General features: G+C 62.0%; 15 protein-coding genes and 1 pseudogene. 7 read left to right on the top strand and 9 right to left on the bottom strand.

Translation table 11 applies throughout. The features are described from left to right. Positions 1-106: 106 nt before the first annotated feature. From LJU32_07585 to cbiE, 7 genes are all read right to left on the bottom strand, one after another. Complete coding sequence (locus tag LJU32_07585) at positions 107-2,227, bottom strand: TonB-dependent copper receptor (GenBank protein WKV90105.1); 2,121 nt, start codon at positions 2,225-2,227, stop codon at positions 107-109. An 84-nt stretch (positions 2,228-2,311) separates the two neighbouring features. Beyond that, entirely contained in the window at positions 2,312-2,758 is a 447-nt protein-coding gene (locus tag LJU32_07590) for a DUF2946 domain-containing protein (protein ID WKV90106.1), read from the bottom strand. Positions 2,759-2,779: 21 nt separating this feature from the next. Beyond that, the gene (locus LJU32_07595) at positions 2,780-3,259 is read right to left on the bottom strand and encodes a copper chaperone PCu(A)C (GenBank protein ID WKV90107.1); all 480 of its coding nucleotides are present in this window, start codon (positions 3,257-3,259) and stop codon (positions 2,780-2,782) included. 48 nt (positions 3,260-3,307) lie between these two features. Then, positions 3,308-3,706, bottom strand: a complete 399-nt coding sequence (locus LJU32_07600; protein WKV90108.1) for a DUF2946 domain-containing protein — start codon at positions 3,704-3,706, stop codon at positions 3,308-3,310. Positions 3,707-4,217: 511 nt separating this feature from the next. Beyond that, positions 4,218-4,946, bottom strand: coding sequence for a cobalt-precorrin-6A reductase (locus LJU32_07605; protein ID WKV90109.1), 729 nt, complete (start codon positions 4,944-4,946; stop codon positions 4,218-4,220). Beyond that, positions 4,943-6,040 carry a cobalt-precorrin-5B (C(1))-methyltransferase gene (locus tag LJU32_07610; GenBank protein WKV90110.1) on the bottom strand — a complete coding sequence of 366 codons (1,098 nt, stop codon included), beginning with the start codon at positions 6,038-6,040 and terminating at the stop codon, positions 4,943-4,945. The genes LJU32_07605 and LJU32_07610 overlap by 4 nt, the downstream gene beginning before the upstream one ends. Next, positions 6,033-7,244, bottom strand: a complete 1,212-nt coding sequence (gene cbiE, locus LJU32_07615) for a precorrin-6y C5,15-methyltransferase (decarboxylating) subunit CbiE (GenBank protein ID WKV90111.1) — start codon at positions 7,242-7,244, stop codon at positions 6,033-6,035. Before cbiE ends, LJU32_07610 begins: the two co-directional genes overlap by 8 nt. A 42-nt stretch (positions 7,245-7,286) precedes the next feature. On the opposite strand from cbiE, the pseudogene cobG reads away from it, so the two are divergent. The 7 genes and pseudogenes from cobG to LJU32_07650 all read left to right on the top strand — a co-directional run bounded on the left by cobG (position 7,287) and on the right by LJU32_07650 (position 17,859). Beyond that, positions 7,287-8,666: pseudogene (gene cobG / locus LJU32_07620) on the top strand (precorrin-3B synthase). Further along, positions 8,667-9,293 carry a precorrin-8X methylmutase gene (locus LJU32_07625; protein ID WKV91056.1) on the top strand — a complete coding sequence of 209 codons (627 nt, stop codon included), beginning with the start codon at positions 8,667-8,669 and terminating at the stop codon, positions 9,291-9,293. It abuts the pseudogene before it with no gap. Beyond that, complete coding sequence (locus LJU32_07630; GenBank protein ID WKV91057.1) at positions 9,293-10,024, top strand: precorrin-2 C(20)-methyltransferase; 732 nt, start codon at positions 9,293-9,295, stop codon at positions 10,022-10,024. The genes LJU32_07625 and LJU32_07630 overlap by 1 nt, the downstream gene beginning before the upstream one ends. Next, positions 10,024-11,721, top strand: coding sequence for a precorrin-3B C(17)-methyltransferase (gene cobJ, locus LJU32_07635; GenBank protein WKV90112.1), 1,698 nt, complete (start codon positions 10,024-10,026; stop codon positions 11,719-11,721). Before LJU32_07630 ends, cobJ begins: the two co-directional genes overlap by 1 nt. 296 nt (positions 11,722-12,017) lie before the next feature. After that, a complete protein-coding gene (locus LJU32_07640; protein WKV90113.1) occupies positions 12,018-13,223 on the top strand; it encodes a hypothetical protein in 1,206 nt (401 codons plus the stop codon). Next, positions 13,220-13,546, top strand: a complete 327-nt coding sequence (locus LJU32_07645) for a hypothetical protein (protein WKV90114.1) — start codon at positions 13,220-13,222, stop codon at positions 13,544-13,546. The genes LJU32_07640 and LJU32_07645 overlap by 4 nt, the downstream gene beginning before the upstream one ends. 20 nt (positions 13,547-13,566) lie before the next feature. After that, on the top strand, positions 13,567-17,859 hold the full coding sequence (locus LJU32_07650; protein WKV90115.1) for a hypothetical protein: 4,293 nt from the start codon (positions 13,567-13,569) through the stop codon (positions 17,857-17,859). Positions 17,860-19,264: 1,405 nt separating this feature from the next. Here the strand turns inward: LJU32_07650 and LJU32_07655 are convergent. Together LJU32_07655 and LJU32_07660 are read right to left on the bottom strand one after the other, a co-directional pair. Beyond that, a complete protein-coding gene (locus LJU32_07655; GenBank protein WKV90116.1) occupies positions 19,265-19,861 on the bottom strand; it encodes a MarC family protein in 597 nt (198 codons plus the stop codon). A gap of 61 nt (positions 19,862-19,922) precedes the next feature. Continuing rightward, positions 19,923-22,700 carry a response regulator gene (locus LJU32_07660; protein ID WKV90117.1) on the bottom strand — a complete coding sequence of 926 codons (2,778 nt, stop codon included), beginning with the start codon at positions 22,698-22,700 and terminating at the stop codon, positions 19,923-19,925. Positions 22,701-22,739: the final 39 nt, after the last annotated feature.

Raw genomic sequence — 22,739 nt, forward strand, 5'->3', positions numbered from 1 at the left:
TTTACCTGTGGGAGCGAGCCTGCTCGCGAAGGCGTCATGCCAGACGACATCAGTATTGAATGCGTCGGCCTCTTCGCGAGCAGGCTCGCTCCCACATGGGTAGGTGTCAGAAACTCATATCCACTTTGGTCCAGAGCGTGCGCCCCGGTTCATTGATCGCTTGCGGGTCGTTGGCTGGATAGCCGAACCCGGCATTGCCGGCCAGATTCAGGTGTTCGGCGTAGGCTTTGCCGAACAGGTTGTCGACACCGCTGCTGACCTTCCAGTGCTGGTTGATGCGGTACGCGCCGTTGAGCGAGAACACGCCGAAGCCCGAGCTCTGGGCGTAATCCTTGCCGACCACGTTGCCCTTGTTCGCGTCGATGCGGTGCTGCGCGGCGACCACTCGCCACAATGCGCCGGCGCTCCAGTTGTCTTGGCTGTATGTCAGGCCGAAACGCGCATCCAGCGGCGGCATCTGCGGTAATGCCGAGCCGTCACTGCTGTTCTTGCCCCAGGCGTAGGCCAGGGTCGCATCGGCTTTCCAGTTGTCGGTGAGGTTGTAGGCAGCACCGAGTTCGCCACCCATGATCCGCGCGTCGATGTTTTCGGCACGCGAGGTGCTCATGCCCATCATTCCCGGCGTGTAGTCGAACAGGATGTAATCGCGTACCACACCGATGTAACCCGAGGCCCAGGCTTCGAGGTCGGCGCTCCTGTAGTTCACGCCAAAGTCGAACTGCGTGGTCTTTTCCGGTTTGATCGAGTCGAACGCATTGACCGATCCTGCCGGGCCGGACTTGGGTGAAAACAACTCCCAGTAATCCGGGAAGCGTTGCGCGTGGCCGAGGCCTGCATAGAGCGTGGTCGGGCTGTCGGCGAGGTCATGCTCGTAACGGATGAAGCCGCTGGGCAGGGTGTCGGCGCGGGTGTCGTCGGCGGTCGGGTTGGGGCGGGACATCATCCCCGACCCGGTGGTCTGCCGGTAATCCTTGGCCGAGGCGCGATCCACCCGTGCGCCAGTGATCAAGCGATCACGCTCGGCGGCGTACCAGGTCATTTCGCTGAACACGCCGTAGTTGTGGAAATCGGCGTCCTTGCTGTACGGCAGCTGCTTGTAGGTATCGACGCCCATTGCACTGCGCTGGCGGTGCTCGTTGGTCTGTGCGTCGAGGCCGGTGATCAGCTGAACATCAGCCCAGCGCCAGGTTGCTTTGATCCGTGCACCGAGGGTCCGACGGTCGACGTTTGACGCCATGGGTCCCGCCATCATGCCGGTGCCGGAGGGCGTGCGCAGGGTGTAGTTGTCCATCACATGGTCGGCGTAGTTGTAGTAGACCTGCGCTTCGAGCTTCTCCAGCACGTCAGTGATGTTGGATTTTTCGAAACGCAAACCGAGGCTTTCACGCAGGAACTGCGAACCGTCCATGCCGCGCCCGGCATACCGCGCCTCGCCATCACCCTTGCCGGCGGTGAGCTCGATCAGGGTGTCGGCATTCGGCGTCCAACCCAGTGCGACATCGCCGTTCCACTTGTCGTAGCGCGAGGCGACGATGTCGTTGTTGCCATCGCGGTAATCATCCGAATGCGCGGTGTTGCCGATGACTCGCACGTAGCCCAGAGGGCCGCCGGCAGCGGCGTCGACAACCTTGTCGAAACGCCCATGCGAGCCGGCCAGGATGCTGGCGTTGACGCGCGTGCCGAGTTCGCCGAAGTTCTCCGGCTCACGGTCGAACAGCACCGTACCGGCCGATGCGCCCGGCCCCCACAGGACGGTTTGCGGGCCTTTGATCACCGTGAGCTTGTCGTAGGTTTCCGGCGAAATATACGAAGCCGGCGCATCCATCCGGCCAGGACAGGCGCCGAGCATCATGCTGCCGTTGGTGAGGATGTTCAGCCGCGAACCGAACATCCCGCGCAGCACCGGGTCGCCGTTGGTGCCGCCATTGCGCACCAACGCGAAGCCGGGAATGGTCTTCAGGTAATCGCCGCCGTCACTGGCCGGCACCGGTTGGCGCGGATCCTTGGGGTTGGTGACGATCGTCAGTGGTGAGCTTGGGGCGATGGCAGTGATCACCGTTGGGCTCAGTTCTTCCTGATGGGCGGCGTGATCATCGGCCAACACCAATGGTGCAAGCATTACGCCGCAAAGTACGGCAATAGCGTGCCTGCAACGAATCCGCAATTCATTCAGGGCAAAGTGCGCGCGGGCAGATTCCGCGCAGGGAACAGCAGTAAACCTGGACATGACAATTTCCATCGAACAGTCGTAAACACCACGGCCGGCAGCCTGAAGCTGTCTTCTCAACCGTGTGCAATCAGAGGTGCGTGTTTACGTGGCGATGGGCGGGGCGCGGGTGCGGGCGCCCGGGAAGAAGGTTTGGCGGGCGTGGCCCAAGCGTGGGAAGGGTGGGGTGTAGGTGTTCAGCGGGGGGATGTTGAAGGCGACAAAATCGACACCGCCGGTCAGCGCCGGGCAATTGAACAGCAGGCTGCAATAGCCGCATTTTTCCCACAGCACATGATGCGAGGATTGCGGCGGGCAGTGCTCGGCGGATGGCTTGGCGTCATGGCCGCCGTGATCCATGCCGGGCATGTCCATCGACATGTCCATGCTCATTGGCATCGACGTCGAGGCGTGTTGATCCATCGGCATCGACTGAGAAATCAGTGGACCGATGAAAATCATCAGCATGGCGAACAGGGCGATCCAGCTGCCACGCGTCAGCGCTTGAGTCTGACGGTGATGCGGGACGGGCCTGGCGCGCGACGGACGCATGGGCGAAGTCAGCCGAAACGGTTACTGAGCGTGCACGTGGCCCTGAGCGGATTCCGGCGGTTTCTTCTGCACGGCAACTTCAACGCTGACGTCACCGGCCTTTTCGAAATGCAGGGTCATCGGGAAACGCTTGCCGTCGCTGAGCAGGCTGCGATCGCTCGGGTTGAGCAGCATCACGTGGTAAGCCATCGGCGCGAAGGTCACGGTGCCGCCGGCGGGGATTTCCACGCTCGGTACTTGCTGCATCTTCATCAGATCGCCCAGCATCACGTGCTCGTGCAACTGCGCTTGTGCAGCGATGGGCGAGTCGACGCTGAGCAGGCGATCGGCGCTTTTGCCGGTGTTGTGAATGATGAAGTAGGCGGCGACGGTCGGCGCATTCGGCGGCAGTTCCTGCGACCACGGATGGGCGATTTCCAGCGCACCCGCCTTGTATTCATGGGCATGGGCGAAGCACGCCGGCAACAACAGCGCAGCGAGGACGAAGAGTTTCTTCAACATGGCAGTTCTCCAGAACGATTTGAAACGCGGATTTGTGGCGCGAACAAATCAGACCAGAGGGGAAGCACGGGGATTGAGACTCGGCCATTGCTGGCGCAGCGTCGGGGCTTGCAGGGAGGCGGGCGCAACGCTGCGGTTGCTTTCAAATTGCGCGAAATACAGCTGCGGCGAATGCCCCGGCAGCGCCAGCAATGGCGCCCCACCTGAGCAACACCAGCAGTGCTGCATGTTCGAATGGTTGTCGTTTTGCGGGGCCTTCTGATCCGTGGCACCGATGTCGATCGCCACCATCTTCATGCCGCTGCCGGTGCAGAAACTGCTCCACAGTATCTGTTCGACCGGTGCACCGGCCGCCTGCGCCATCGCCCCGCTCAGCGGCATGGCGAGCATGTTGAACAGCACTGCAAAGCAGGCGATCCAGGCAAATGCTAACCGGCGTCGGTTCATGGGACAGGTCCGTTGGGTGGGCGATCAGGCGCGGCCCATTTAGCCTGATCAGGGCCGATAAGTAAAAAAGCGTCGTGCGGTTTGGTGTCGCAGTGCTTGCTGCAAAAGTTGTAACAGCCTGCGCCCCGTTTCGATTTCACCGTTGTGAATGAGTGTAGCGGCTTCGATTCGCAATGCCTGGGCGAAATCCGCATCGGTCTCTATTCGTGCTCGTATGGTCTGCATAACGTCTCGACCCGCTGCTCGGTTAAGTTGCCCATCGCCCGAATCTTCCAGTGCACATCCTTCGATGTACTGGCCAAGATCGGCACTGAAAGTCGGTGTTGTTTTGAATTTATGTGGGTGGTGTCTGGCCGGGTTGTAGGAATCGAGTCATATGCAAGCGGACCTGACGCCTTCGCGGGCAAGCCCGCTCCCACAGGTTTTGTGGCTTTTGCACAGATATTAGCTACACCGACAATCCCTGTGGGAGCGGGCTTGCCCGCGAAGGCGTCCTTGAAGTTTTCTGATTTCAGAGTGGGCCGAGGTTGGTGATCGCCGTGAGAACTTCTGCTATCGAGCCAAACTCCCGATCAACCCCCGGCAACCCCGGTCGCTTCAACACCAGCACCGGCACGCCACGCTCACGCGCCACCTCCAGCTTCGGCTCGGTGGCGCTGCTGCCGCTGTTCTTGCTGATCAATACATCGATCTGCCGGCGCTCGAACAGCGCTTGCTCGTCTTCCAGCAAAAACGGGCCGCGTGCGCCGATCACTTCGCAGCGCGGGTTGCCGGGATAGACGTCGAGGGCGCGCAGGGTCCAGAACTGGTGGGCGGGGATTTCCTCGAGGTGTTGCAGCGGCTCGCGGCCGAGGGTGAACAGCGGGCGGTGGAACGGTTGCAGCGCTGTGATCAGTTCGGCCCAGTCACTGACCTCGCGCCAGTCATCGCCTGCTTGCGGCTGCCAGGCGGGGCGGCGCAAGGCCCAGCAGGGAATGCCGGCAAGCTGTGCCGCGCGGGCGGCGTTGGCGCTGATTTGTGCGGCGTACGGGTGTGTACCGTCGAGCAGCAGATCGATGCCTTCATCGGCGATGAACTGCGCCAGACCCTCGGCGCCGCCATAGCCGCCGACCCGAACCTGGCAGCGCAAATCGCTCGGCACCCGGCCAACGCCGGCGAGGCTGTAGATATGTTGCGGGCCGAGCGTGCGGGCAATCGCCAGCGCTTCAGTGACGCCGCCGAGCAACAGGATCCGTTTCATGCAAAACCTCCGGCGTGCCCGACAATCCCGCCCTGACGATCAATGGCAAACACCTCGACCTGGACCTGCGCCGGCACTACGCTGCGAGCGAAATTCAGCGCATGGCGACAAACCTCATCTCCCAAAGCAATGCCCGCCGCGCTGGCCATGGTCAAGGCTTGTTGGCTGGTATTGGCTTCGCGAATGCCTTGCTGCAACGCCGAATCCGCGCCAATTGCCGCCGCCCACTCGGCCAGCTGCGGCAAATCGATGCTCGAATGCCGCGAATGCAAATCCATATGCCCGGCGGCGAGTTTGCTGATCTTGCCGAAGCCGCCGCACAGGCTGAGTTTATCCACAGGCACTTTGCGCAGATGCTTGAGCACCGCACCGACAAAGTCACCCATCTCGATCAGGGCGATTTCCGGCAGGTTGTAGACCCGGCGCATGGTGTCTTCGCTGGCGTTGCCGGTGCAGGCAGCGATGTGCAGATAGCCGTTGGTTTTCGCCACGTCGATGCCCTGATGGATCGAGGCGATGTAGGCGGCGCAGGAAAACGGTCGGACGATGCCGCTGGTACCGAGGATCGACAGGCCGCCAAGAATGCCCAGCCGTGGATTCATGGTTTTCAGCGCCAGTTCTGCGCCGCCCTCGACATTGACTGTAACCTCGAAGCCGCCGCCGTAGCCGGTTTCGGCGGCGAGCAAGGCCAGGTGATCGCTGATCATCTTGCGCGGCACCGGATTGATCGCCGGCTCGCCGACGGCCAATACCAGGCCGGGTCGGGTCACCGTGCCGACGCCGACACCGGCGTTGAAGCGAATTCCTGGTTCGGCGCACAGTCGCACCTGTGAATAGAGCAGGGCACCGTGGGTGACGTCAGGGTCATCGCCGGCATCCTTGATCGTCCCGGCCTCGGCGCCGCCCTCGCTCAGGCGACAGAACTCCAGGCGCATCTGCACCTGTTTGCCCTTGGGCAGCGTGATCTGCACCGCGTCGGCAGCGATGCCAGCGAGCAACAGGCGCGCGGCGGCGAGGCTGGTGGCGGTGGCGCAACTGCCGGTGGTGAGGCCGCTGCGCAGGGGCGCGGGTTGTTCGGCGGTTTCGTCACGCATCGAGGGCTTTGACCAGTTCCAGCAGGGTGATCGGCAATGCCTGACGCCAGGTATCGAACTCGCCGAGCGGTTGCGCCTGGGCGACATGGATGCGCGTCAGCTCACCGCCGTATTGTTCGCGCCAGTGCATCAGGGTGACTTCGCTTTGCAGGGTCACGGCGTTGGCCACCAATCGGCCGCCGGGCTTGAGCCGGTCCCAGCAGGTTTCGAAAACACCCTCGCGGGTGACGCCGCCGCCGATGAAAATCGCTTCCGGACGTTCAAGGCCATTGAGCGCTTGCGGCGCCTTGCCACGAATCAGTTGCAGGCCGGGTACGCCCAGCGCATCGCGGTTGTGTTCGATCAATTGCTGACGGCCCTCGTCGGCCTCGACCGCCATGGCACGACAGCTCGGGTGCGCACGCATCCACTCGATGCCGATCGAGCCGCTGCCGGCGCCGACATCCCAGAGCAGTTCGCCGGGTTTCGGCGCCAGGCGGGCGAGGGTGATGGCGCGCACGTCGCGCTTGGTCAACTGGCCGTCGTGACGGAACGCCGAATCGGGTAAGCCGGCGAGGCGCGACAGGCCGGCAACACCGGGGTCGGCCAGGCACTCGACAGCGACGACATTGAGGTCGGCGACCGCCGCATCGCCCCATTCGCTGGCGCTGCGTTCGATACGTCGTTCGGCGTCGCCGCCCAGATGTTCCAGAACAGTCATGCGACTTGCGCCGAAACCACGTTCGCACAGCAATTGCGCAACGGCGGCCGGGCTGCTGCCGTCATTGCTCAGCAGCAACAGACGCACGCCGCTGAACAGATGCGCATTGAGCGCCGCCAGCGGACGCGCCACCAGCGACACAACCGTCACCTCCTGCAACGGCCAGCCCAGGCGCGCTGCGGCCAGTGCGCAGGACGAAGGCGCGGGAATGATCGACATTTCGGCGCTCGGCACCTGACGTGCCAGACTGGCACCGACGCCGTAGAACATTGGATCGCCGCTGGCCAGCACGCAGACCGGCGCGCCACGCGACTCGAGCACCGGCGCGAGGGAAAACGGACTCGGCCACAATTGCCGCTCGCCGCCAATGCACGGCGGCAGCAGGTCCAGCTGACGCTGGCCGCCGACGATCCGCGAAGCGCCCAGCAGAGCACGCCGGGCGTTTTTGCCCAGGCCCTTGAAGCCGTCTTCACCGATTCCCACGATCGTCAGCCAGGGTGACATCTATATTCCTCAAAACGTGCCGTTCCGACGGGCAGACTTTTCATGCCACCGGACAAAGCAGGCATAATACCGCGCCTTCGCCCGCGAAGCGCTCCTGCCACACAACCGGTCAGCCCCTTGAACGAACGCCCGATGTCCACCGCCTTACGCCCCTCGGCCTGCCCGGGGTTGCTGCGTATCGTCCAGGCACTGGACGGCGGTATCTGTCGGATCAAGCTCGATGGCGGTTCGATCAGTGCCGATCAGGCCGATGCGGTGGCCGCTGCCGTCGGAGCGTTTGCGAGCGGTGCGATCGAAGCGACCAATCGCGGCAACCTGCAGATTCGCGGCATCGGTGCGCAAGCGGCGGCGCTGATCGAGCGCTTGCTGGCCGCTGGCCTTGGGCCGAAGAACGCCGCCGGGGACGATGTGCGCAATCTGATGCTCAGCCCGACCGCCGGCATCGATCGGCAGATGCTGATCGACACGCGCCTGCTCGCAGGGCAAATCCTCGACACCTTGCAAAGCCATCCGCGCTTCCATGAGTTGAGCGCCAAGTTCGCCGTGCAGCTCGATGGCGGCGAAGCGCTGGCAATGCTCGAGCATCCCCATGATCTGTGGTTGTCGGCGTTCGAGCGTGACGGCGAAACCCTCTGGGCATTCGGTCTGGCCGGTTGCCCGACCGATCGCCCTCTCGGCGCTGTGACTCAGGACAACGCTCACGCGCTGGTGGTCGCCGCGCTGGAACTGTTCCTCGACCTGGCCCGGCCAGAGCAAACACGGATGCGCCATCTGCTCGATGAGTTGCCCAGGCTCGCGTTTCTGGAATCGTTGCGCGAGCGCGTATCGCTCAAGGCAATCAGCAATTGGCAGCGCCCGCCGTCGGCAGACGCGCTGCACATCGGCGCTCACCAGCAGAACACGCAGGGTCTCTGCTACGTCGGCGCGGTGCCGCCACTGGGCCGACTTGATCCGGCGATGCTGCGTGGCGCGGCGCAACTGGCCCGACAGTTTGGCGATGGCAGTCTGCGCTTCACGCCGTGGCAGAGCCTGCTGCTGCCGAACGTGAACGCCACTGCTACCGACAACGTGCTTGAGCAGTTGCGGGCGTTGGGCCTGTTGTCGAGCGACGCCGAACCACTGGCGCGCCTGATCGCCTGCACCGGCGCCGATGGCTGCGGCAAAGGCCTTGCCGACACCAAGCAGGACGCCCGGCAACTGGCACCTTTGCTGCCCGCAGGGCTCAGCGTGCACCTGTCGGGCTGCTCGCGCTCCTGCGCCGCCGCTCACTGCGCGCCCGCCACACTGCTGGCCGTTAGCCCCGGCCATTACGACCTTTATTTTCGCGATGCAGCACAACCCGGTTTCGGCTCGCTGCACGCCTGCAACCTTACTATTGAAGCGGCCGCGACTTTGCTCGACGCCCGCTCCCGGAGCCCCTTGATGCTTGATTACATCCGCGACGGTCAGGAGATCTACCGCAACTCCTTCGCGATCATTCGCCGCGAGGCCAATCTGGCGCGCATTCCCGCCGATCTGGAAAAACTCGCAGTGCGGGTGATCCACGCCTGCGGCATGGTCGAGGCCGTCGACGGTCTGCAATTTTCCGACGGCGCGGGCAAGGCCGGGCGCAATGCACTGGCGGCCGGTGCGCCGATTCTCTGCGACGCGCGGATGGTCTCCGAAGGCGTGACCCGCGCGCGCCTGCCGGCCAACAATCAAGTGATCTGCACCTTGCGCGACGACAGCGTGCCGGAGCTGGCTCGCGAGTTGGGTAACACCCGCTCGGCCGCCGCGCTGGAACTGTGGCGCCCGCACCTTGAAGGCAGCGTGGTGGTGATCGGCAACGCGCCGACCGCACTGTTCTACTTGCTGGAAATGCTCGACGCCGGCGCGCCAAAACCGGCACTGATCCTCGGCTTCCCGGTGGGTTTTGTCGGCGCTGCCGAATCGAAAGCGGCGCTGGCTGCCGACAGTCGCGGCGTGCCGTTCGTGATCATGCAGGGTCGCCTGGGCGGCAGCGCCATGGCCGCCGCCGCCGTCAATGCCCTCGCCACGGAGATCGAATGATGCAGGCCAAAGGACGTCTGATCGGCCTCGGTGTCGGCCCCGGTGATCCGGAGCTGATCACTGTCAAAGCCTTGCGCCTGCTGCGCGAATCGCCGGTGGTCGCGTATTTTGTGGCCAAGGGCAAGAAGGGCAATGCGTTCGGGATCATCGAGGCGCATCTGGTCGAGGCGCAGAATCTGCTGCCGCTGGTCTACCCGGTGACCACCGAGGCGTTGCCGGCGCCGCTGTCGTATGAGCAGGTCATCAGCGATTTCTACGACGAAGCTGCTGTAGCGGTCGCCGAGCATCTGGATGCCGGTCGCGATGTGGCGGTGATTTGCGAAGGTGACCCGTTCTTCTACGGCTCCTACATGTATTTGCATGATCGTCTCGCCAGCCGTTACGAGGCCGAAGTCGTGCCGGGCGTGTGCTCGATGCTTGGCGGCGCTTCGGTGCTCGGCGCGCCGCTGGTGTATCGCAATCAGAGCCTGTCGGTGCTTTCCGGCGTGCTGCCCCATGAAGAATTGAAGCGGCGTCTGGCCGATGCCGATGCGGCGGTGATCATGAAACTGGGGCGCAACTTTCCCAAGGTGCGTCAGGTGCTGGAAGAACTCGGTCTCGCCGAGCGCGCTCTGTATGTCGAGCGCGCGACCATGGCCAATCAGAAGATCGTGCCGATGGATCAGGTCGAGCCAATGTCTTCGCCGTACTTCTCGCTGATCATCGTCCCGGGCGAACGGTGGCAAGGTTGATGAGCCAAGCGACTCCCGCCATCGTCATTCTCGGCCAGGGCAGCCTCGCCACGGCGCGGCGCATTCAACAGGTCTATCCGGCGGCGCAGGTCCATGGCCTTGCCGGACGGGTTGAAGGCGCCGACAGCCGCTATGAGGAATTCGGCGCGACCCTACGCGCGTTGTATCAGCAGGACACGCCGATCATTGCCCTGTGCGCGGCGGGGATTGTCATTCGCACCTTGGCGCCGCTGTTGCTGGAAAAAGGCGCCGAACCCGCCGTGCTGGCGGTGGCCGAAGACGGCAGCGCGGTGGTGCCGTTGCTCGGAGGCCTCGGCGGCGTCAACGTCATGGCCCGGGAGATCGCGGCGGCGCTGCAAGTGGCACCGGCAATCACTACCAGCGGCGAGTTGCGCTTTGGCACCTGCCTGCTCAACCCGCCGAGCGGCTACGCACTGTCGGATCTGGAATCGGGCAAACGCTTCGTCTCCGATCTGCTTGCCGGGCACAGCGTGCGCATCGAAGGTGCGGCGCCGTGGCTGGATCAGGCGCAGTTGCCGCAGGATCCGCAGGCGCAGCGGTCGATTCATGTGAGCAGTGCGCAGCGGGTGGCCAGCGCCGATGAATTGCTGATTTACCCGCGCAGTGTGGCAGTGGCGGTGAGTGCTGAACTGACGGACCTGCCAAACGTCGTTCGCGCTGCGTTGCAACAGGCCAGTGTCGCCGTGCCGGCACTGGCCTGCCTCGTGGCAGCAGACGCTGAAATGGCCGCATCGGATTTGCGTGAGGCAGCGCTCGAGTTGGGCGTGCCGCTGCGCTTTGTGGCGGCGCAAAGCGATCTTCAGACCTTGGCCCGCGTTGCGGTGCCCGCGGCGAACGTGATCAGCGCAGAACATCTGGCGATCGCGATTGCCGAGCAACCGCTGGACGTCGCGCAGATCGGCCGCCCGCGCGGTCGTCTTGCGGTCATCGGCCTCGGCCCCGGCGCCGCCGAACTGATGGTGCCAGCGGTGAAAGCCGAACTGGCCCGCGCGACCGATGTGCTTGGTTACGAAACCTACGTACGCATGGCCGGCCCCTTCCGCGACGATCAGGTGCAGCACTGCACCGACAATCGCGAAGAAATGCAGCGTGCCCGCCACGCCTTCCGGCTTGCCGCCGAAGGACGCTCGGTGATCGTGGTGTCTTCTGGCGATCCGGGCGTGTTCGCCATGGCCGCTGCGGTGCTCGAAGCCCTGCACGAATCGGACGATCCGGCGTGGCACAGCGTCGATCTGGAAATCCTCCCGGGCGTTTCCGCCTCGCTGGCCACTGCGGCTCAGGCCGGTGCGCCGCTGGGCCACGACTTCTGCGTGATGTCGCTGTCGGACAACCTCAAACCGTGGGCGATCATCGAGAAACGTCTGGATCTGGCCGCCGAAGCGGATCTGGCCCTGGCGTTCTACAACCCGATTTCCCGAGCTCGCCCATGGCAGTTGGGCCGGGCGCTGGAAATCGTCGCGCAACATCGCGCGTCTGAAACACCGGTGGTGCTGGGGCGCGATATTGGCCGTCCGGGACAGACGCTGCGTACCACGACACTGGGCGCGTTGACGCCGGAACAGGTCGATATGCGCACAATGGTGCTGATCGGTTCTTCAACCACTTGCACCTTTGCCCGTGCCGGTGGTGGTGATTGGGTTTATACGCCGCGTTGGTACGGCGAGAAGCCGCTTTAATGATGTGCATGCCGAGGCAAGTTGTAAGTAACTTGTCTCGGCGTGACATTCGGTCAAAGTTCCTGTCTGAATCTTTCCCTTTTGAAACCGGACGATGATTGCGTCAAGAACGCCGCTTTGGCTGTCTGGCCAGTAACTGGCGGCCAACTTATCTGTTGCCGGATGGTGCGCGTGAGTAACGTCACTGTTATTTGATATTTCCCCGGTAATCATTTGAGTTTTGTGTTTTTTGAAGTCAATGCATCGGCAGCATAACTTCGTCCAGGTTTACTTTAATGAATCAGGGATGAAGGCTTATGAGTGTCATGGAACAGTATGTCGGCGAAGCGGATCTTATTTCTGCCAACGATTATTCAGCGCTGCAACGCGCCTTGAAGGAGTTTTCCGCTACTGAAGAATATGCCCAGTTGACAGCGCTTTACGAGAGCGCAGGCAGGGCCTCGGATTTCACTGAAAAACTGCAAGTCGTAACGCTTTTCCTCGACAACTTCGAGCGCCTGGCCAAGCGCAAGAAGGCGCCCATGCCGGTGGCCATTGATCGAATCGAAAACGGTCTGCGCGACTACGCGACGCGCCTGGCGGCAACCGTGAGCATGTTCAGTGACATACCCGCGCCAGTGCCAAAAACAATGCACTTTGTCTGGGTCGGCGGCAGCCAGGTCGGCGCTATCCAGCGTGATTACATGAATGTCTGGCGTAAGGTTCTGGCCACAGAGGGCTACCAGTTCAATCTCTGGTATGACAGCGATGCCTTGCTTGCTTTCGAAATGAATCGGGTCATTTCCGACAGCGCGCGAGTGGATGCGATGGAGTCGGGTGGTGACACCGTGAGCAAGCCCGGCGAATTGGCGAAGATGATCGAAGACCGGGCGCGAGTCTTGAAACACGAGATGTTCGATTTTCTGCAACAACCGCAATGGCAAGGCAAAGCCGATCATGCCCGTATTGAATTGATGGTGCGCGCCTACGGTAAAGACCGGGCAACACTGGAGAGCTTTCGGCAGCAATGTTTGCAGACTCATGAACAATTGGCCGGTAGCGATTTGCAGTTGCGCGATGTTCGCCAAGAGTTTCACGGGCATTTTATGGCCGATGTCTATCAACGTGAAGTGGCGATGCGCGGCAACTTCGCAGCGGCCAGTGATGTTGTGCGCTTGCAGGCTGAGTATCTGGAGGGTGGTCGTTACACTGACATGGATTACTTACCACCGTTGGCCGAAAAATTGGGTGGCGTGGATATCAGCGGTTACAGCGAAGAGCAACGTATTGGCGTATTACAAGTGTTGCTCAATAACGATGAAACCTTGATGCCGGGTCGCGACCGGCATCGCTATCTCGACAGAGTAGAGACTATTGCTGCTGCAGATCGGGAGGCGTTACAGACGTTTGCTCGCAACAAGCCTCCTCTAGCGGAGATCTTTGTCGCCCCGCAGCAGCATTCGGTACCACGGGATGCGATGCGTCTGGGAACGGCTCATGGGGTATCCGTTGCGGGGAAATGAACGCGCATATCCTCGCCCACGCCGGCAGTGGCATGACCATGGCCTACATGCAGATGATCCGTCTGAATTATGACTGCCTGCTGCAAGTGGAGCGTCGTGCGATCGCCGCCGGTATCGATATGAACGACGCGGGGCGTCTGGTCGCGGTTATTCAGAACGTCGTGAATGAAGTGCTCGTGCAAAAGAAATTCCCGGCTTCAACGATCCATTTCGCCGCGGGCAGGCTCATCGAAGCCATCCATTCCTATTATCAGGACGGCATTCGGGTCGGTGCTCGAAGCACGATTACCCTTACCGGACCGGGGCAGCGGCCGCCGGGCTGACCAAATACATCGAAGAACATTTGCTGCCTGACCAGATCGACCGCATCCGCAATCATCTGAAACTGGTCGAGGGCTATAACGTTTTTACCGAGGAGGAAATGATCTCCGGCTGGACCGTCAATGACGATGAGGCGCAGTGGCTGGCCAAAGAGCAGGAAAAATGGCGCAGCGGCAAACTCAAGTCGCGTTATACCGGCCAACTGGCGGATCTGCTCAAACCGCAACAGACGCTGACGTTCAAGCAGGGCTGGCCGGTGGTGGGCGGTAAACCGGTATTGTTGACGTCGGTCCTGCAGCAATGGATGGATGACCTGGGCGAGCCCTTTGTCCGGGCTATGCGCGAAAAACTCAGCGGTGAGATCACCTTCACCGATGCTTTTGCCTTCGGCTTCGACACGCGGCAGTTGATTGCTGCGCAACCGCAGGGCGAGCTGCCGGTTTCCCATGGCGCCGAAACGTCCAGCAATCTCAACGAACTGTTCAGTCGCGTTGCCCATGACGCGCTGCCGCTGCAACAACTCAGTCCGTTGGTGCGGGTCATGCTCGGCGGGATTTTCGGCGCAGACAGTCTGGATGATGCGGGCTTTGCGAGCGTCTGGAAAACCGTGCGTGAGCTTGCCGTGGCAACCGATGGAGACGGCACTTTCGCGCGTTTTGACGCCATCGAAAAAGCCATTCATCAGCGCCCGGAATTCGAGACGGCGCTGACGCGGGGTGAGGCGCATGAAGTGCTGACGGCGCGTGAACTCAAGGTCCAGGCACTCTTCGAAGCGCTGACGGTGCGACAATGGCGCGAGCGTATCGGGCAGATCAAGCGCACCGCGCAGCGTGAATACCGCACCCGGATCGTTCAGCGCAGTGCGCAGGTTCGGGAAATGTTCATCAGTGCCGGCGCGACCTCGGCCCGGCAACTGTCGCAGGATTTGCTAATGCACACGCCCAGCGACCCAGGGCGACGGTGTTATCCGCTGGCGCTGTTGATGGGCGCAGCGGTGGTCGCCGGCGAGTCGGCCGAGCGCACGCTGGTCGGGCATGTCGCTACGGCCAACATCGATCCTGAACACACCAGTTCACGGGCGTTGCTCAGTGCGCTGAACGAATTGCGGACTGTCCCCACCAACACCATTGGCAAGCCTCTTGGCCTGCAGAATCTGGACTCGCTGATGCAGCAGCTGGAGGCGAAAACGGCTTCTACCGTCCTGTTGCTCGACACCGGCGATCACGCGTTGTTGATGGCCAAGGTGCAAGTAGACGGCCGGTTCGTCTATCGCTTCTACGACCCGAACTTTGCCATCTACGCGTTCGCCACAGGTGCCCAGGCCAGGCTTGGCGTGGAGCGTTATCTGAGTGCAGGCGATAGCGCACTGGCCAGGCTTTACGGGCTGGGCGACATGGCGGCTGCGCGCTTCAACGTCATCGAGCTGAACACTGAGGTGATTGCCGCGCGCAAGCTGTCGGCGGGGTTGCGCGTGGACAGTTTCTTACACTCGCCATCGAGCGATTCGCGCCGTGCCTCGGTCTGGGCCAGACAAGCGCTGGCGCGCCAGCGCTCGCTCAGCGAAAACGCGCGCATGGGCACAAGCCTGGCACAAGTGGATGCACGATACTGGGCGCAGGCATTCGGCGAGGCCACGCAGCAATTGCGCAGTGAACACTCGCTCGGGCGCGAATATCTGCCGTTGCTCGACACCCTCAAGCCGCAGGCGGACGGCGCTTTTTCGCTGACTCTGGTCGATGCGCAAAACCCGCGTCAGGCGCGAACGGTCAGTACCATCGACCCGCGATTCAACACGCTCAAAGAGCATCTGCAGCGGTTGGTCAAAGCGGCCAAACCCGCGGCCCCGGGTGAGTCTGATGGCGGCAGTCGCTTGAGCTTTGCCTTTGCGATCCAGACCCTGATCACCGAAATGCGCCAGCGCGATTACCAGGCTGGCGATCAGTTGCCAGCCCTGTCGATTGCCCTGCAAGTGCAGGTCTATGTCAGTTATGCCCAATTGGGTTTCGGCGTGGTCAGCGATACCGCTCAGGTGATCAACCTGGTGCGGCAGGTCGCCGCCAGTGAGCAGGCGCTGCTGTTGCGTCAGTCGTCGCTGGCCGGCCGTGTGCTCGGGCCGGCAGCCACTGGTGTCGGCTTTGCGTTCTCGCTGGTCAACATCGGCTTCGACATCTACAACCTTTCGCTGGCGCAGAACCACGAGCAGCGCTCACGTTTTTCCACGTCGCTGGCGTTCAATGTGGCGGCATTGGGGCTGGACATTGCCGCGCTGGCAGTCGGTGGAACGGTCGGCGCGGCGGCAGCCATTCTGTCGGTGCCGTTGCTTGGTATCGGCATCGGTGCCACCGCGATTGCCAGTAATCTGGGGCAAATCGCCGACAAGGCTACGGCGGTCGGCAATCATTTGCGTGCCGTCCACAACGCTTACCAGCCAGGCGCTTTTACTTTTGCCGACGGGACGCTGCAGTTCCCGCCCGAAGCCGTCATTACCCAGCTTGATCTGCAAGACCGGCAGGTTCGTTTCGACAGCCAGCGGTTTTATCCGTGGGGCGGCGGCCCGCTGGAGCTGCCGCAGTACAACGATGATCCGAAGCAGATCCACCGATCGCTGAACATTCGCCAGGCCTTCGGTCTGCGCGAGAGCGCAGCGCTGGCTATCCGCGACGATGCTGCGCTGCATACCGTGGTGCTGCCCTGCACGCCGCTTTGCTATTACGGTTACGAATATCAACTGGGGGGCGCCGGCTATGTTTACGAGGCCTTGCCGGGAGAGCAGGTTGAACCGCGTAGCGCCAGTGAACATCCCGACCCGAACTGGTTGTCGTATTTCAATCCGGTCATAGCAGTGGGCGATACTCTGAGAATACAGCTCGATGAGCGCATCCACACCCGCTACCCGCAATTGCGCAACAGTGTGGCGGACAAGCTCGAATACGATGAGCGAGGCAACCGGCGTTTTTATCTGCACAGCACGCCGTCGCTCAAACACATTCTCTACAAGCTGCATCCGGTTTATAAACCGACCACGATTCGCGTGCAGCTCAACGAGCATGTTCGTCAGTTGGCGGTGCCGACGTTGCCGGTGGAATGGCTGCACAAAATTTCCTATGAAATCACCTCCATGCCCGGTCATTGTCAGTTGCGCCTGACTCGCGGTTTGAGCGAGGTGAAATTTAACGGCGTTGGCAAATGGCTGGTGCATGCGCCCTGGGTCAATCTCGAGCAGGTCCGCTTTGCTGATGCAGTGATCGCGGATGACGACGGCCCACGGTCATATCTGGCGGGGCGTCAATTGACGATTGACGGCATCGTGCTTTCGGCTTTCGAGGGGCTGATCGAACTGGCCGGAGGTGAACTGTACGAGCTGGACTGGCAGCACAATGCATTGCGCCTGGTGTCCGTTACCCTTGGCGATACCCACCATTCCCGCAATGTCCTTGCGCGACTGAGCAAACTCGGTGACGAGGATCGTCTGGCCGCCGGCTATCTGAGGCTTGAGCGATTCAACGTGCCGTTCACCCCGGCCAGCCAGCCGCTGAGGACCACGGCTTTTTACGATGGCCCGCGCAGACGCCTGTTATACGCGCGCAACCTGCCTGGTGCGGTCAACGATGGCTTGCTGCTGGGCGCCGCCACGGCAGATGAAGCGTGGTTTTATCATCCCGATCACGCCACCGTCTGGCGCGTCAATGTGCTCAGCGGGCTGGTCGTGCAGCGCTATCGTTTGCTGAGTCTTGAAACCGGCACGAAAATCAGCGCTTTCGCGCAACTCGCAGACGGCACTCTGCGCGTCTCGCAGCAGTTGGTTGAGCGCAAAAACCTCAACATGCGAACCACGCTGGAATTTCACCTGGCTGACAAGGACGTGACGCTGACCGATATCACGCTAAGGTCGCGCGGGTTGGAAAATTCCCCCTCAAACCTGAAGAAGGCAGCCGGATCGTGTTTTTCCGTCATCGCCAGAAACAGCCTCGCCCCTATGCCGACGAAACCCCCGGCATGGCTCCGGCCATCAGCACATGGCGCTACGCACCATATATTCATGCGCAGGCTTATTCCTTCGATCAACTGCTCGAGCGAGCCTGGATCGGCGCGGAAAATGGCCGCTACTTCCGCGCGGACCCGTACAGTGACGCGGACAGGGTGTTGCTCATGCCGCGATCCGCTGATCCGGCCACGGCACGGCTGTTCTACAGCAAGCAGAGCCAGATGCTCAGCCATGGCATCGAACTGCGTGACAATGTTTTCATGCAGCAAGCGCTGGCGCGGGATGTGGTTGACATCAGACGTGTCGGTGACAGCTATCTCGCCACGTTGAGCGATGGTCGACTGTTCGAGATCGACCTCGGTGCCCGTGAGGATAACTGGTTGTCCGAGATAGACAGGGATGTGCTGCAGTTCGTCGGCCTCAGCCAGCGCTGGCTGCAACAACATCCCGACTGGCTGGCCGCACTGCCGGCGCTGGCCAGGCAATACAACAGCGCAGCATTTGCGATCATCGGCTTGCGCGCCCAGGCAGGCCAGCCCTTTCTGGCCGCATGGTGCGTAGACGAAAAGCTGGTACTGGCGCAAACGCCTGGCAACCGTGAGCTGACGTTACTGGGCCTGACGCCGGACCGGCAAGCCGTCTGGCTGCTGGATTCCGATGCCGGAGCAATCTGGCGGCAAACGCTAGTGTCATTCGAGGAAGCTCGCGCGGCGTTCGGCAACAGCAGCGTCGTGCAGCATCGCCAGGCCTTGCCACAGGCCGAACCGGTCTGGTCATCGTGGACATTCGGCGAAGTCCTGCCGCAGGGCGATGGCCTGCTCGGGCGCACCCGCGAAGGCGTGACGCTGCAACTGCAGGATCAACAACCGGCACGAATTATCGGCACGGAAAATCGCTGGTCCTATCGCCTCGGCGAAACGCCCGCACAATTGTGCGAGCGTTTGAAGCAACTGCTGGACGGACAATCTCATGCCGCCTTCCTGCCCGTCGAAAATACCGGCAATCGTTACCAGTATTACGTGCCGACGCTGAATCGGCTGTTTGATGTGACTGCCCGGGAGGATGGCCAGTGGGCGACGTTCCTCGGTACGCGCGATACTGATAATCCGCTATTGCTCGACTCGATCGACGAGCTGGTTTTCAGTGCCGGAACGACCGACAGCGTCTGGTTGCCGGGCAGCCATGCCCGCCGTGATGCTCAGGTCATGACGCTGCAAGTGAGCGATGACCTCACCGAAGTCCTGCCGCTGCTGGTTGACGGCGTGGACACATTGATCCTGAGCTTTGGTTCGCACACGGAGGGCTATCGGATTTCGGCCGATAGCTGGCCGCGTCTTGATTGTGTTGTTGTCGATGTGCGGCGTCCGTCCGCCAGCGAAGCGTCGGAGCCAGGCTTGCTCGCGCTCGACGTGGGGGACTGTGGGCATTGGTTGATGTCGCGGGTTGCTGACGAGCTGTTGCTTGCCGATCCGGACAATGGTCGCAGTCTGATCGTGCGCAACGCCCAAGCGCAGAGCGCATGCGAGTTGGCGCTCCGCGTGTCGGGTCGCCTGTATCTGTTCGCGCTGGAGCAATGGTTGCTGGCGTTTGAGGCTGCGCAGGACAGCGACGCCACCGCTACGCTGGCGGCCGTGACTGAACAGTTGCCTTGACGGGTTGAGCCTGCACGATAAAACGCCGCGAACGTTGCCGTTCGCGGCGTTTTACCGTGTCCTGTGCGTAAAACTGCGGGCGCTCAAGGCACCAGATAACCTTTGACGCCGGTAAAGATGATCTGCGCCGCCAGCGCGCAAACAAACAATCCCATCAAGCGGCTGACAATCTGCAAACCCTGATCGCCGAGAATCCGCTCGATGCGATTCGACAGGTACAGCACCACACCGACAGTGAAACTGGCCAGCGCGATACTCATGATCGCGGTGAGCTTGTCGTCCCAGTGCGGCTGGCTGACGCCCATCACCAGCAATGCACCGATGGTGCCCGGGCCGACCGTCAGCGGAATGGTCAGCGGCACGATGGTCACGTCCTGCTGCACATTGTCGGCCTGCACCGCCGGTTTGCCCTGCGCCATGCCCAGTGCAGAAATGAACAGCACGCTGCCGGCGCCAATGCGGAAAGCATCCACGGTGATGCCGAAGACATCGAAAATCACTCGCCCGAACAAATACAGCAGAACGCTGGAAATCAGCGTCGCAAGCGCCACCTTCCAGGCCAGGCGCCGCTGCTCCTTGCGCGAATAGCCGCGGGTCAGGCTGATAAAACAGGACAACACGAAGAACGGGCTGTAGAGCACCAGCATCTTCAGATAAACGCTGAACAACACATGGAGCATGATGCAAGCTCACTGGCGATGGAGTCGGGGGAGTCTATCAGGCACCGGACAATCTGTCGGTTTACGACGGCTGGGTCGTGGCCCGGTTCTGCTGATCGCGCTGGGCGACCCAGTGTTCGATCAACTCGCGCAACTGCGACAGCTCGACCGGTTTGGACATGTGCCCGTCCATCCCCGCCTGACGCGCGCGCTCTTTGTGTTCAGCGAGAATATGCGCGGTCAACGCCACGACCGGCGTGCGGATGCGTTGGTTGCTGACTTCCCACGCGCGTAGTTGCTGCGTCGCGGAGAAGCCATCAAGGACCGGCATCTCACAGTCCATCAGCACCAGATCGTAACGCTGGGCCTTCATCGCTTGCAGCGCTTCTTCGCCATTGCTCGCGGTGTCCGGCTGCAGGTTGAGCTTGCCGAGCATGCCGCGAATCACTTTGGTCGAGATGGTGTTGTCTTCGGCGACGAGGATGCGGAAGTCGCTCGGCACTTTGGCTGCCGTAGCCGCCGTGAGCACTTGCGGCTGGTACACCACCTGGCCCTTGTTGCGCTGATTGAGCTCGTCGGCGAGGGTGGTCTTGAGCGTATAGCCGGCCACCGGTTTGGCCAGAATCCGTTTGATCCCCGAATTGCGCGCAATGATCTTGCTCGGCGCGTTGCTGATGCCGGTGAGCATGATCAGCAGGATGTCGTGGTTCAGGCTCGGGTCTTCCTTGATCTTCGCTGCCAGTTGCATGCCGGTCATGCCGGGCATGTTCTGGTCGAGCAGGACCACGTCGAAATAATCGCGCAGGTGCGCCTTGGTGCGCAGCAGTGCCAACGCTTCCTTGCCCGACGGCACGGCGCTGACATTCAGGCCCCAGGCGCTGCACTGCTGCACCAGCACTTTGCGGCAGGTGTCGTTATCGTCGACCACCAGCACCCGTGCACCTTGCAGCGGGCTGTCCAGATCGGACGTCGGATGCTCGAGGCGATCCGGGTCCAGCGGCAAAGTCAGCCACAGCGTGCTGCCCTGAGTGGCGCCGCTCTTGATGCCGAACTCGCCTTGCATCAGACGAATCAGTTGTCGCGCAATCACCAGGCCGAGATTGCCGCCGAGGCGATTGGCCGAAAGGAAATGTTTGCTGTGCAGTTCAGCGTGCAGCAATGCTTCACGCTCTTCCTGCTCCATCGGCGCGCCGCTGTCCTGCACGGCGATACGCAGGCGCGGTTTGCTGCTGCGCTCATCGAGGGCAACGACGATCAACACTTCGCCTTCCTCGGTTTTCTTCAGGGCGTTTTCCAACAGGCTCAGCAAGGTCTGGCGCAGGCGTGTCGGATCGCCGCTGATCACCCGCGGCACTTGCGGCTGGATGAAACTGATCAGCTCGACGTTCTGTTGCTCGGCCTTGGCCCGGTAGATGCTCAGGCAGTCGTCGATCAGCGCATTGAGGTCAAACTGCACGTCATCGAGTTCGATCTGCCCGGATTCGAGCTTGGAGATGTCGAGGATTTCGTTGATCAGTGTCAGCAGTTCGTTGCCGGCGCTGTGGATGGTCTGCACGTAATCGCGCTGCTTGACCGACAGCGGCGTGCCCAGCAGCAGCTCGGTCATGCCCAGCACACCGTTCATCGGCGTGCGGATTTCGTGGCTGATCTTGGCGAGGAATTCGGCTTTGGCGTTGATTTCGGCGTTGCTGGCCGCCAGGTCGCGGCTGATGCTGAAGCGGCTTTCGGTGATGCTGCGCTGTCGCTCACCCAAGGCAATGCTCATCAACAGGCCGCTGATACAGATGAACACCATCAGCGTCATGATCAGGCCTTGCGGCGTGACCAGTGTCAGCCCCAGCAGCGCCGGGAGGATGACCAGCGTGCCGATGTTGAACACGACCATGGCGGCGACGAACAGACGCGCCGGGCGATAGCCCTTCTGCCAGTGATAGAAGCCCACCAGCAACATGCTCAGGCCGGCCAGTGCCACCAGTGCGTAGGTGATGATGTTCAGCGGCAACGTGTTGACGAACAGCAGCAACAGGCTGCACGTGACAATCAACAGAATGTCGCCCCACAGCAGTTTGTTCAGCGGGTGCTGGCCCAGAGGCGCGAAGAAGCGCAGGGCATACATCAACCCGGCGGGAGCCGTCAGCAACAGGGCCAGATAAGCCCCTGGCGTCTGGAACGCATGCCAGTTCGGCAGCCACGGACCGGCAAGGTTGAGCAACAGGAACAGACTCAGCCCGAGCAGGCCTTCACAGATCGCCAGCCACAGACTGCTGCGCGAGCGCGAGTAGGCGTAGCGCACCAGATTGTGCAGCAGGAGCATGGCGAGACAGCCGAACAGCAGGCCGAAAATCAGCGTCTGCTTCTGATCGGCCGCGCCTTCGACCGCCGCCTGCAGGGTGATGTGCGGGCGCAGTTGGTGGTCGGAGACCATGCGGACGTAGACGTCCAGCGGCTTGTCGACCTGGGGCAGCGGCAGCATGAAATCGCTGCTCGGCAACGGTCGCTCGGCCTGGGGCCGCTCGTTGCCGGTATTGCGTTGCTCGATCAGCCGGTCGCCGTCGAGCACGTAGAGATTGAGCTGTGACAAGTCAGGGGCAAAGATGCGCAGCACTTGCTCGTGCTTGCCCGGCGCCAGTTTGGAGCGCAGCCACAGGGCGCCCTCGGGTCCGGCCGCAGTCAGACGGTCAAGCTCGGTGGGGCTGAATTGATTGGTGTAGCGAGCGGAGCGGATGTCGCTCAGTTGCAGGATGCCCTGATCGTCAAGCAATACCGACCAGCCACTGCCTTGCGCGGCCTGGGCCGGGAGCATGCAGAGCAAGGTCATCAGCGTGACGGTGAAGCTTATGGCAATCCTGAGCCAGCGCACGGCGAAATCCCTTCGTAGGTTGATGCCAGAATATAACGA

The sequence above is a fragment of the Pseudomonas sp. B21_DOA genome (assembly GCA_030544685.1).
GTDB classification, from domain to species: Bacteria; Pseudomonadota; Gammaproteobacteria; order Pseudomonadales; family Pseudomonadaceae; genus Aquipseudomonas; species Aquipseudomonas fluorescens_AO.